Here is an 11,945-nt window from a genome sequence, read left to right as displayed (position 1 = left end):
CGGCCGGCGCGGACCCACCGGCCCTCCGGCGCGGGCCGCGGGGCGCCCCGCGGGCGGGGGCGCGGCACGATGACCTGGTTCCTCGGCGAGTTCTACCCGTCGTTCTGGTGGATACCGGCGACCGTCCTGGCCGCCGCGCTGGCGATCAAGCTGCCGACGATCATCCGGTTCCGCGGGGACCCCCTGCTGCTCGCGGTCGGCGGACTGCTCCTGCTGGCCCTGGCCGTCTTCGTGTTCGTCGCGCCGTCCACCATCGCCTGGGTCAACCGGGTCACCGGCGTGCCCAACATCTCGGCGCCCTGGGTGTACTCCCTGCTGACCGCCTTCTGCGCCTCCTGCCTGCTGCTGATCATCATCTGGCGGGGCGGGCCGGCCGACCGGTCCGCGGCCACCCGCCGCGCCGTCCGCCGGGTCGTCGGCGCCTACTCCGGCGTGATCGTCGCCCTGTGGGTGCTCTTCGCCCTCGCCGACGCGCCCGAGGAACGCCTGCGTGATCTGGACACCTACTACGCGACGACGCCCTTCATGCGCGAGGAGATCCTGCTCTACCTCCTCGCCCACACCACGGCCGTGCTGATCACCTCGAACCTGATCCGCAACTGGGTGCGCACCGACGGCCTCGACGCCTGGCTGCGCTGGGGCCTGAAGTTCCTCGGCGCCGGCTACGCGATGAACCTGCTCTTCGACGCCGCCAAGCTGACCGCCGTGGTGGCCCGCTGGACGGGGCACGACCTGGACCGGCTCAACACCGACGTGGCGCCGCCGGTGGCCTGCCTGTCCGCCGTGCTGATCGCCATCGGCTTCATCCTGCCGCACGCCGGCCAGTACCTGCACGAACGCTGGCGGCTGCGGGCCGCCCACCGCGAACTGGGGCCCCTGTACGCGCTGATGCGGCAGGCGGGCGGCCGGCGGGACGCGTTCGCGCCGTTCGCCGGGCCCGAACTGCGGCTGACCCGCCGGGAGACGTTCATCCGCGACGCCCTGCTGCCGCTCGCCCGCGCCCTCGACGAGGACCTGCGCCACCGCTCCTACGACGCCGCCCGCGCCCTCGGCCACCCGCCGGAGCGGGCCCGCGCGCTGGCCGCCGCGGTGGCCATCGCGGACGCCGTCGACGCCCGGCGCCGGCGGCCCGGCGACCCCGGCCGGACCGCGGACGCCCCCGGCACGGCCGCGCTGCTCCGCGAGATCGGCGCCGTCTCCCGCGCCCTGCGCAGCCCCGAGGCGCTGCGGGCGGTGCGGGCCCGCGCCGATGCCCGGGACGGCGGAATCCGGCTGGCCGGGGGGACCGGAAGTGGCTGAGGCCGCCGTCGGCTTGGCATATTGCACGCACCGGACGGCGCCGACGCCGCGCGCCGCCGCGGCCTGCCCGCGCGGCTTCTCGCGGGCAGGAGACGACGTGAGAGGAGAACGGTGCGCACGAACAGGCAGATGCGACGTCTGGCCGACGCGCTCATCGCCCCCATCCGGGTGCCGGTCCCGGCCGATCCGGAGGTCCTGTTCGAGGCGCTGGTCGCGTCCGTCGCCGCCTGGCGGGGGCGCGAGATCGTGGTCCGCAGGGAAAGCTTCCCGCCACACACGGCCAGCGGCCTGTGGCTGGAGGCCGAGACGCACGACATCGTCGTCGTGGACCGCCGGGCCGCCGTGTGGCACCAGATCGTCATCCTCACCCACGAGGTGTGGCACATGAACCGCCGCCGCGCCGAGGCCGCCGCGCGCACCCGGACGCACGGCGCCGCCCCCCGGCCGGTCGCGGCCCGCACCGACTTCAGCCTCGCCGAGGAACGCGAGGCCGACCGGTTCGGCATGCTGATGGGCCGCCGGCTGCGGGCCTGGCTGGAGGCGTCCGAGGACTCGGTGCACGCGGCCCGCGACGAGGACGCCCAGGGCCTGGCCGAACGCATCGGGGCGGCCCTCAACTACCGTGGTCCGCACGGATGAACGCCATGGTCAACTACGCGAGCTGCGCCGTGCTCTGGCTGGGTCTGGCCGCCAAGGCCCCCGACCTCGTACGGCACCGCCGCGACCCCTACCTCCGGGCCATCTGCGCGGTGCTGGCCCTGGCCGGGCTCTGCTTCCTCCTCGGCGCCCCGCCCACCGTGGGCGCCGTCAACGACCTGAGCGGGGTGCCGAACCTGGCCGCGCCGCTCACCTACGCCTCCGTCACCGCGTACAGCGCCGCCGCCCAGGTGCTCGTCGTGCACTGGCGGGGCGGGCCCCGGGTGCGGGCGGTGGCCCGCCGCTGGATGCTCGCCTACGCGCTGGTCGTGCTCGGCATCGCCGTCTCCTTCGCCCTCGGCGACGCCCCGGTGGAACGCCGTACCGACCTGGATCTCTACTACGCGACGACGCCGTTCATCGGCCAGATGATCGTGCTCTACCTGCTCGGGCACCTCGCCGCGGTCACCGTCACCACCGTCTCCGCGCTGCGCTGGGCCCGGCGGGTGCGCGGGCCGCTGCGCCTGGGGCTGACGGTGCTCGGGGCGGGCGCCCTGTGCAACGCCGGGTACAGCCTCTCCAAGCTGGCCGCGGTAGCCGCCCGCTGGACCGGCCGGGACTGGCAGGTGCTGGTCACGGACGTCTCCCCGACAGCCGCGGCGGGCAGCGCCGTGCTCACCGTCACCGGGGTGCTGATCCCGCTGGCCGTGCCGGGCTGGGCGCGACGGCGGCGGGCCCGCCGCGCCTACCTGCGGCTGGAGCCGCTGGAGCGGGTCCTCGACGACCTCCTCACCAGGCGCTCCCTGCGGCTGCCCCGGCCCCGCGCGGTCTCGCCGGGCGCCCGGCTGATGTGGCGCCAGACCAGCATCCACAACGCGCTCGGCCACCTCGCCCCGCACCTCGACGCGGCCCTGTTCGACCGGGTGCGCGAGGACGCGCTGCGCGCCACGGGCGACGCCGAGCGGGCCGAGGCCGCCGCCTGGGCGGCCGTCGTCGCCGACGCGGCGCACCGGGCGGGCCGGGGAGAGCGGGACGAGCCGGACGAGCGGGAGCGGCCCGGCGGCGGCGCCTGCGCGCTCCCCCACCGGCTGCCCGGACCGGCCGCCCTGGCCCGCATCGCCGACGCCCTGGCCACCGCCCCCGCCGCCGCCCCCGCGCCCCGCGGACGCGGACCGGCCGCCGTGACCGGTGCCGTATGAACCGGCCGCGTGTCGAAGGGAGTCCACCGGCATGAACCTCCTCGTGTACGGGGCGGCCGGGGTGTTCGCGCTGTCCTGCCTGGTGCTGTTCCGGCGGCCCGGCAGACCCGTGCTCGGCACGCTCACCGTCTCCACCTGCGCGGCGATCCTGCTGGGCGCGCTGGTCCTGGTCTGCGCGGCCCCGCCGACCCTCGCCGCCGTCAACGACCTGACGGGCGTGGTGAACTTCGGCGCGCCGCTGACCTACGGCATGCTCTCCGCCTACAGTTGCGCGCTGCTCGTGCTGCTCGTCAACTGGCGCGGCGGCCCGAGGTCCCGGATACGGCGCCGGGTGCTGGCCAGCATGGCCGCCTACGCGGTCCTCATCGCCGCCCTCGTCGTGCTGTTCACCCTGGCCGAGGCGCCCGACGAACGGCTCACCGACCTCGACACGTACTACGCGAACACGCCGTTCATGCGGGAGATGATCCTGCTCTACCTCGCCGGGCACAGCGCGGCGACGCTCGTGATGTGCGCCGTCTGCGTCAAATGGGGCCGCGAGGTGACCGGGCTGCTGCGCACCGGGCTGCGGCTGATCCTCGCCGGCAGCCTGCTCGACCTGGTCGGCTTCCAACTGGCCAAGTACACCGCGGTGGTGGCCCGCTGGTACGGCCACGACGTCGACTTCCTGTCCACCACCCTGGCCCCGCCCATGGCCTCGCTCGGCGCCCTGGTCTGCTCCGCCGGGTTCGTGCTGCCCCGGCTGCTGCCGGCCGCCGTCGCCCAGTGGCGGGGCCTCGGCGACTACCGCCGGCTCGGCCCGCTGTGGGCGCTGCTGCGGTTCGCGCCGACCGCGCCGAAACCGGCCGCCTCCTGGTGGCAGTCGCCGCGCGAGCGGCTGCAGTGGCGGGAGGTGTCGATCCACGACGCGCTGCTGGCGCTCGCCCCGTACTTCGACGACCGGGTGCGCGAGCGGGAGCACGAGGCCGCCCTGCGCGCGGGCCGCACCGCCCGCCAGGCCCGGCTGGCCGCGGAGGCCGCGATGCTCACCGACGCCGCCCGCCGCGCCGCCGCCCACGAGGAGCCGCCGGCCGACCCGAGCACCTACCGCCTGCACGCCACGCAGGTGTCGGGACCGGGCGCGCTGGTCGAACTCGCCCGCACGCTGGGCCGTGCGCCGGCCGGCGCACCGGCGCGCGAGGGTACGGTGAGGGCCGCCCACGGCTGGACCCATGGCTGAAGACGAGGAGATCCATGTCCCGTAGAGCTGTCGTCATCGGTGCCGGTCTGGCCGGCATGCTGGCCGCGGCGGCGCTGTCCCCCGCGGTGGACGAGGTGATCGTGCTGGAGCGCGACGACCTCCCCGACGGGCCCGAGCACCGGCGCGGGCTGCCGCAGGGCCGTCACGCGCACCTGCTGATGGCCGGGGGCCTGGCCGCCATGGAGGACCTGCTGCCCGGCGCCGGCCTGCGCAAGCGGCTGCTCACCGCCGGCGCCCACGAGATACCCCTCGGCAACGGCATGGTGGCCCTCACCCCCGACGGCTGGTTACGGCGCTGGCGCCACGAGGGCCCCCGGATGGTCACGTGCAGCCGCGCGCTGGTCGACTGGGTGGTCCGCGAGACCGTCCTCGCCCACACCGGCGCCACCGTCCGCAAGGCCAACGCACGTGCTCTGACCGGTGGTTCGCACCGCGTGACGGGGGTGGTCGCCGCCCCGGCGGACGGCACCGGCCCGGAGGAGGTGCTCGACGCCGACCTCGTCGTCGACGCGAGCGGGCGCGGCTCGCGGCTGCTGCACTGGCTGGACGGCGTCGGCGTCCGCGGTGTCGAGGAGCGCACCGTGGACGCGGGACTGGTCAACGCCACCCGCCTGTACCGGGTGCCCGAGGGCGCCGAAAACTTCCCGCTGACGGTGCTCCAGGCGAACCCGTACGCCTCCCGGCCGGGCCGCAGCGGCATGGTGATGCCGATCGAGGACGGCCGCTGGCTGGTCAGCCTGGCCGGCACCCGGGGCGGCGAGCCGCCCGCCGACCCGGACGGCTTCCTGCGCTACACCCTGGACCTGCCGCACCCCCTGGTGGGCCGGCTGATCTCCGGCGCCGAACCGGTGACCGACGTCCACGTCGGCCGCAGCACCAGCAACGTGCGCCGCTACGTGGAGCGGGCCCGGCACTGGCCCGAGGGGTTCGTCGTCCTCGGGGACGCGCTCGCCACCTTCAACCCGGCCTACGGGCAGGGCATGTCCGTCGCGGCGATGGGCGCCCGCGCGCTGGCCGAGGAGGTGCGCCGCTCCGGTGCCGGCGCGCCGGGGCTGGCCCGCCGGGTGCAGCGGGGCGCCGCGCGGCCGGTGGACGCGGCCTGGGCGGTGGCGGTCGGCCAGGACGTCATGTACCCGGCCACGCGGGGGGCCGCGGCGAGCCCGGCCGACCGGCTCGTCGCGGCGTACACCCGGCGGCTGACCCGGGCGGCGACCGGCTCGTACCAGGCCGCCGCCGCGCTGTGGGACGTCACCAGCCTCCTCGCCGGACCGGGCCGGGTGCTGCGCCCGGGCGCGCTGCTGTCCACCCTGACGGGTCCCGTGCTGCCGCCGGCCGCCCAGCCCCCGCTGTCCCGCGCCGAGTGGCGGACGGTGCACGCCCTGGACCGCACGGGGGCCTGAGCGGCGGAGCGCCGGGGGTGCGGCCCGGTCCCCGGGACCCGAGGCACCGCCGGGGGCGCCGGGGGGCCGGGGACGCCGGGTGCGGACGCGCCGGGGGCCGGGGTGCGGGCGTGCCGGGCGCCGGGGGGGGCGCCGCTCCGGGCCGGTCAGCCCGCGAAGGCCGGCTGCGGCAGCCCCTGCCCCGCCCCCGGCAGCACCAGCAGCGCCCCGGCGAGCGGGTGCGGTGCCGTCAGCCCCGCCCGGGCCGTCGTCACGTACAGGTCCGTCAGGTCCGGACCGCCGAAGGCGCAGGACGTCACGCGCGGCACCGGCAGCCGGACCACCCGGTCGAGGCGGCCGTCCGGCGTGTAGCGGCGCAGCGCCGCCCCGTCCCACAGCGCCAGCCACACGCAGCCCTCGGCGTCCACGGTGAGCCCGTCGGGGTACCCGGCGCCCTCCTCCAGCGCGGCGAGGGTGCGCCGGCCGCCGATCCGCCCGGCCTCGTGGTCGAAGACGTCGATGCGCCGGGTCGGCGTGTCGACGTAGTACATCAGCCGTCCGTCGGGGCTCCAGCCGATGCCGTTGCTGATCGACACGTCGTCGAGGACGGTCGTCGCGGTGCCGTCGCCGGTGATCCGGCTCAGGGTGCCGCCGCCCCCGGCCTCGTCGTAGCGCATGGTGCCCGCCCACAGGCTGCCGTCGGGGGCGACGGCGGCGTCGTTGGCCCGGCGGCCGGGCACCGGGTCGCGGTGCAGCGGACGCAGGGTGCCGTCCGGGTCGAGGAGGAAGACGCCGTCGCGCAGGGACAGGACGAGTCCGCCGCCGGCGCGCGGCAGGGCGGCGCCGACGTGCTGGTCGGTGGTGCGCTGCGTGCGCCGGCCGGTGGCCGGGTCGAGGGTGTGCACGCGGGAGCCGAGGATGTCCACCCAGACCAGGGTCGCGCCGGCCGGGTCCCAGACGGGCCCCTCGCCGAGTTCCGCCGCGGCCGGGACCGCCACCCGCCACCTCACGCCGCCCTCCGGTGGCCGAGCCGTTCGGAGAGTTCGGCGGCGCCCTCGACGGCGAGCCGCTCCAGTTCCGCGCGGCGCTCCTCGCTCCAGCGGATCAGGGGAACGGAGATGGAGAGCGCGGCGACGACCCGCCCGGAGCGGTCGCGGACCGGGGCGGCGACGCAGGAGACGTCCGCGTTGGACTCGCGGTTCTCGACGGCGACGCCGCGGGCGCGGACGCCGGCCAGGGCCTCGCGCAGCACCGCCGGGTCGGTGATGCTGTTCGGCGTCATCGCGGCCAGCTCCGTCCCGTCGGGGAACCGGGCGTCCAGCTCCGGCTCGGGCAGCGAGGCGAGCAGCATCTTGCCGACGGACGTGCAGTGCGCGGGCAGCCGCCGTCCGGCCGCGGAGACCATGCGCACCGCGTGCGTGGAGTCCACCTTGGCGATGTAGATGACGTCGGTGTCCTCCAGGATCGCCACGTGCACGGTCTCGTCGCAGGTCTCGGCGACGCCCCGGGCGACCTGCCGGCCCTCGGCGGCGAGGTCGAGGTCCTCGGCGTAGCGGGAGCCGAGCTGGTAGGGACGGACGCCGAGCCGGTACCGTCCCGGCTCGGCGGCCACCGGCACCAGGTACCTGCGGGCGACGAGCGTGCCGACCAGCTCGTGCACGGTGGTGCGCGGCAGGCCCAGCCGGCGGACGATCTCGGGCGCGGAGAGCGCGTCGTCGCCGTCGAGGAAGAGTTCGAGTATGTCGAGAGCCCGGGTCACGGCTGGTACGAGGCGTCCCATGTCCGGCCCCCCTCCCTGGTGTCTCGGGCGCCCGCGCTCCCGGGGCCCGGCGGCCGGACGGGCGGACACGGGCGTTCGAGATATCAACAGGCTGTCGGTATGGCGAACACAGGCTACTCACACGGGGTTTCCCACGGCAATGGATCAACACGGGGTGGTTGCCGGGGCGCGGGGGCGGGGGCGGGGGCGGGGCCGGAGCCCGCGGGTGACAGGCCGGACGCTCGGCCGGACCGGCGGGCGACGGGACCCGGCGGACGCGCCGGCCGCACCGTGCCGACGGCGGGGCCGGAGCCGCGGGTGACGGACCATGCCCCGACGGCCCAGGCGGTGCGGGCGCCGACGGCGCGGTGGAGCGGGGTGCCGACGGCGAGGGTGGAGCGGGGCGCCGACGGCGAGGGTGGAGCGGGGTGCCGACGGCGGGCCCCCGTGGGCGGCGGGGCGGTGCACGGCCTCGCCCTGGGAGGCGGCGCCGTGGACCCCCGTGCGCGACGATGGGCGCATGCCGCCCGCCCAGCGACCCACCGGCCCCTTCACCCCCCTCGACTTCACGTTGGTGCTGCTGCGCCGCATGGCCGACCACAACCCCGGCCTGGTGCGGGAGGCCCGCGCCGCCCTGGGGGCCTCCGCCGCGGACATGCGGGAGGCCAACCGGCGCTGGCAGGCCCGGCTGCGCGCCCCGGGGCGCGGCTCGGGCCGTTCCCTCCCCCACGGCCTCGGGGGCGTGCGGGGCCCGGACGTCCGCTCGGCCCTCGGGCCGCCGGAGTCGGTCGTGCCGCGCCGGATCGGCGACCTGGAGTGCGAGGCCCGGCAGTGGCCGCTGCCGCTCTGGCCGGACCTGCGCTTCGAGGTGCTGGCGGCGCCCGACGGCACCGTCTGGAACGCCTGGCTGGTCCGCGCGCCGGGCGCCGGGGCCGCGGCGCCGCGCACGCTGGAGGAGCTGACGCCCTGGTCGTGCACGGTCGACGAGGCCGCCCGCGCCTTCCCCCCGGCCCGGCCGGTGCCGGGCTCGGCGCCCACCCGGTGGGGGCTGCTCCTCACCGCGCCGGACGCGCGGGGCGTACCGCACGAGGTGGCCGCGGAGTTCACGTGGGGGCTGCTGCAACGCGTGGGGACCGACGGCCGGCCCGGCTGACCGCGCGCGCCCGCGGGCGCCCCGGCCCCCGCCGGTGACGTGCGGCAACCCGGAACCGGGAGCGGGCGCTTGACCTTCCCCTTCGGTGAAGCCCCAGCATCGGGGACGGAACGCGAACGAGGGGGGCCGGATGCGCGAGGACCTGCTGACCATCGGCGCCTTCGCCAGGGCCTGCGGGCTCTCGCCCAAGGCGCTGCGGCTCTACGACTCCCTGGGGCTGCTGCGCCCCGCCCGCGTCGACCCGGACACCGGCTACCGCTACTACGCGGCCGGCCAACTGGACCGGGCCCGGCTGGTGGTACGGCTGCGCCGCCTCGGCATGCCGCTGGCCGCCGTCCGGGAGGTCTGCGCCCTCGGCCCCGCCGACGCGGCCCGCGAGGTCGCCGCCCACTGGGCCCGTGTCGAGGCCGAGACGGCCCTGCGGCGGGACCTCGCCGCGTTCCTGATCGCCCACCTGACACGGGAACCGGCCCCCGGGCCGGGAAAGGACGACGTCACCATGCCGGAACCCCGACTTCGCCACCACGCCCACTCGGACCCCGGCCGGGTCCGCCCGGCCAACCAGGACGCCGCCTACGCGGGCGCCCGCCTGCTCGCCGTCGCCGACGGATTCGGCACGGCGGGCGCCGGCGCGAGCAGTGCCGCCGTCGGCGCCCTGCGCTTCCTGGACCAGGGGGAGCCGCCCGCGGGCGATGTGCTCGACCTGCTGGAGGAGGCCGTACGGGCCGCCGCCGAGGCGGTGCGGGACGCCGCCTCCGGCGCCGGGGAGGCGGGCACCACCCTCACGGCGCTGCTGTGGACCGGGCCGCGGCTCGCCCTGACGCACATCGGCGACACACGGGCCTACGTCCTGCGTGACGGCGGCCTCTCGCTCCTCACCCGCGACCACACCCTGGTCCAGTCGATGGTCGACGAGGGGCGGCTGACCCCGCTGGAGGCGGCGGCCCACCCGCGGCGCTCCCTGCTCGCCCGCGCGCTGACCGGGGACGGCGCGGCCACCCGCCCGGACCTGCGCCTGTACGACTCCCTTCCCGGCGACCGCTACCTCCTGTGCTCCGACGGCCTGTCGGCGGTCGTCCCCGAGCCCCGGCTGCGCGGTCTGCTCGCGGCCGCCCCGGACCCGGACCGGGCGGTGGCGTCGCTGATCGACGCGGCCGGCACGGCGGGCGCTCCGGACAACGTCACGTGCGTGGTGGCGGACGCCCCGGCCCACGCGGCCTGACCACCCCGGGGGCGGTGCCCCGGCCGTCCCGGCGTCCGTCCGGGGCACCGCCCCCTCCGTCCGGCCCGGCGCGCTGGTGTAGGAACGGGGGGACCCCTGTCGCCCAGGCCAAGGAGCGCGTGCCGTGTCCTCCCTCTTCCCCGCCCTCACGGACGATCCGGGCGAGCGCGTCGCCCTGCGGTTCGGCGACCGGTCGCTGACGTACGCGCGGCTCGCGGCGGCGGCCGGTGCCGTCGCCGACCGGGTGCGCGGGGCCGGCCGGGTCGCCGTGTGGGCGACGCCCACCCTGGAGACGGCCGTCGCGGTGGTGGGCACCCTGCTCGCCGGCGCCGCCGCCGTCCCCCTCAACCCGAGGTCCGGCGGGAGGGAACTGGCGCACATCCTGTCCGACAGCGCCCCCTCCCTGCTGCTCGCCGCGCCCGGCGACGCGCCGCCGGACCCGGTGGCGGGCCTCCGGCGCGTCGAGGTGGACGCCGGTGCGCGCGGCCCCGTCCCCGAGGACCGCGCCGCCGGCACCCGCACCGGCCCTGGTCGTCTACACCTCCGGCACCACCGGCCCGCCCAAGGGCGCCGTCATCCCGCGGCGCGCGGTCGCCCACACCCTGGACGCGCTCGCCGACGCCTGGGGGTGGACCGGCGACGACGTGCTGGTGCACGGCCTGCCCCTGTTCCACGTGCACGGCCTCGTGCTCGGCGTGCTCGGCCCGCTGCGGCGCGGCGGGAGCGTGCGCCATCTGGGCCGCTTCGATCCGCACGGCGCGGCGCGGGAGCTGTCCGACGGCGCGACCATGCTGTTCGGGGTGCCGACGATGTACCACCGGATCGCGGAGGCGCTGCCCGGCGATCCGGCGCTGGCGGCGGCGTACGCCGGTGCGCGGCTGCTGGTCTCCGGGTCCGCCGCGCTGCCGGTGCACGACCACGAGCGGATCACCGCGGCGACCGGACGCCGGGTCGTCGAACGGTACGGGATGACGGAGACGCTGATGAACACCAGCGTGCGGGCGGACGGCGCACCGCGCCCCGGCACGGTCGGTGTCCCGCTGCCGGGGGTGGAACTGCGACTGGTGGAGGAGGACGGCACGCCGTTCGCCGCGTACGACGGGGAGCGCGTCGGCGAGATCCAGGTGCGCGGCCCGAACCTGTTCACCGAGTACCTCAACCGGCCGGACGCCACCGCCGCCGCCTTCACCGCCGACGGCTGGTTCCGCACCGGCGACATGGCGGTGCGCGAGCGCGACGGCTCGGTCCGCATCGTCGGCCGCAAGGCGACCGACCTGATCAAGAGCGGCGGCTACAAGATCGGGGCCGGCGAGATCGAGAACGCCCTGCTGGAGCATCCGGGGGTACGGGAGGCCGCCGTCACCGGGGAGCCGGACGCCGACCTGGGCGAGCGGATCGTCGCCTGGGTCGTCCCGGCGGACCCCCAGTCCCCGCCGTCCCTCGCCGAGCTGGCCGGTCACGTGGCCGGCCGGCTCGCGCCGCACAAGCGGCCCCGCGTCCTGCGGCTGCTCGACGCGCTGCCGCGCAACGACATGGGGAAGATCATGAAACGCGCGCTGGGGCCGAGCGCGGGTGCGTGAGCGCCGAGCGGCGCGGGGAGGCGCGGCCGTGGGGGGGCGCTCGGGGCCGAGTACGCCGGTCACGATGGGCGTGGAGGCGCGCGGAGGAGCGTGCGCGCGGCGGGTGGGGGCGCGACGGTTCCCGACAAGGAGCCCGAACACACGCTCAGTTGTTCCCTGGAACAGGTGATCGTTGCCTCAGGCGTCGCATGAGCCCACCGCGACGCGCGATACTTACGGTGCGCAAGCGACGGGCTGCAGACCGTAGTTGAGCGCGGTCCCACACATGCATCACGCAAGGAGTAACACGATCATGAACCTTCTCACCGACATCCTCGCCGGCCTCATCCACTTCGTCGGCTGGCTGGTCTGACGGTCAGAAGAACCCGCGGCGCCGTCTCCCCGTCCCAGGGAGGCGGCGCCGTCCGTCTGTCCGCACCCGCCCGCGCACGCCCCCACCCCGCCCCGGCGGACACCCCCGGCCCCGTACGCCCACGAC

The 11,945-nt window shown here is 77.1% G+C and carries 9 protein-coding genes and 1 pseudogene; 8 read left to right on the top strand and 2 right to left on the bottom strand.

Going from position 1 to position 11,945, the window contains the following annotated elements:
* The first annotated feature begins 69 nt into the window (after positions 1-69).
* From VM636_RS21245 to VM636_RS21225, 5 genes are all read left to right on the top strand, one after another.
* The gene (locus VM636_RS21245) at positions 70-1,299 is read left to right on the top strand and encodes an MAB_1171c family putative transporter (protein ID WP_037857941.1); all 1,230 of its coding nucleotides are present in this window, start codon (positions 70-72) and stop codon (positions 1,297-1,299) included.
* Between the two features lie 111 nt (positions 1,300-1,410).
* The gene (locus tag VM636_RS21240; protein ID WP_030419717.1) at positions 1,411-1,938 is read left to right on the top strand and encodes a hypothetical protein; all 528 of its coding nucleotides are present in this window, start codon (positions 1,411-1,413) and stop codon (positions 1,936-1,938) included.
* Positions 1,935-3,134, top strand: coding sequence for an MAB_1171c family putative transporter (locus VM636_RS21235; protein WP_030419718.1), 1,200 nt, complete (start codon positions 1,935-1,937; stop codon positions 3,132-3,134). The genes VM636_RS21240 and VM636_RS21235 overlap by 4 nt, the downstream gene beginning before the upstream one ends.
* Positions 3,135-3,165: 31 nt before the next feature.
* Positions 3,166-4,353, top strand: coding sequence for an MAB_1171c family putative transporter (locus tag VM636_RS21230; protein WP_030419719.1), 1,188 nt, complete (start codon positions 3,166-3,168; stop codon positions 4,351-4,353).
* Between the two features lie 14 nt (positions 4,354-4,367).
* Positions 4,368-5,774 (top strand): FAD-dependent monooxygenase, encoded by a 1,407-nt coding sequence (locus VM636_RS21225; RefSeq protein ID WP_030419720.1) that lies wholly within the window; start codon positions 4,368-4,370, stop codon positions 5,772-5,774.
* Between the two features lie 146 nt (positions 5,775-5,920).
* On the opposite strand, the gene VM636_RS21220 is transcribed toward VM636_RS21225, so the two are convergent.
* Together VM636_RS21220 and VM636_RS21215 are read right to left on the bottom strand one after the other, a co-directional pair.
* The gene (locus tag VM636_RS21220; RefSeq protein WP_030419721.1) at positions 5,921-6,763 is read right to left on the bottom strand and encodes an SMP-30/gluconolactonase/LRE family protein; all 843 of its coding nucleotides are present in this window, start codon (positions 6,761-6,763) and stop codon (positions 5,921-5,923) included.
* On the bottom strand, positions 6,760-7,533 hold the full coding sequence (locus VM636_RS21215) for an IclR family transcriptional regulator (RefSeq protein WP_030419722.1): 774 nt from the start codon (positions 7,531-7,533) through the stop codon (positions 6,760-6,762). The genes VM636_RS21220 and VM636_RS21215 overlap by 4 nt, the downstream gene beginning before the upstream one ends.
* A gap of 499 nt (positions 7,534-8,032) precedes the next feature.
* On the opposite strand from VM636_RS21215, the gene VM636_RS21210 reads away from it, so the two are divergent.
* The 3 genes and pseudogenes from VM636_RS21210 to VM636_RS21200 all read left to right on the top strand — a co-directional run bounded on the left by VM636_RS21210 (position 8,033) and on the right by VM636_RS21200 (position 11,467).
* Positions 8,033-8,665 (top strand): hypothetical protein, encoded by a 633-nt coding sequence (locus VM636_RS21210; protein ID WP_030419723.1) that lies wholly within the window; start codon positions 8,033-8,035, stop codon positions 8,663-8,665.
* Positions 8,666-8,795: 130 nt separating this feature from the next.
* Positions 8,796-9,887 carry a MerR family transcriptional regulator gene (locus tag VM636_RS21205; protein ID WP_030419724.1) on the top strand — a complete coding sequence of 364 codons (1,092 nt, stop codon included), beginning with the start codon at positions 8,796-8,798 and terminating at the stop codon, positions 9,885-9,887.
* Positions 9,888-10,011: 124 nt separating this feature from the next.
* Positions 10,012-11,467: pseudogene (locus tag VM636_RS21200) on the top strand (acyl-CoA synthetase).
* Positions 11,468-11,945: the final 478 nt, after the last annotated feature.

The sequence above is a fragment of the Streptomyces sp. SCSIO 75703 genome (assembly GCF_036607905.1).
Taxonomy (GTDB): domain Bacteria; phylum Actinomycetota; class Actinomycetes; order Streptomycetales; family Streptomycetaceae; genus Streptomyces.
The sequence above is the reverse complement of the archived record's forward strand: the minus strand, read 5'-3'. Positions and strand labels throughout refer to the sequence as shown.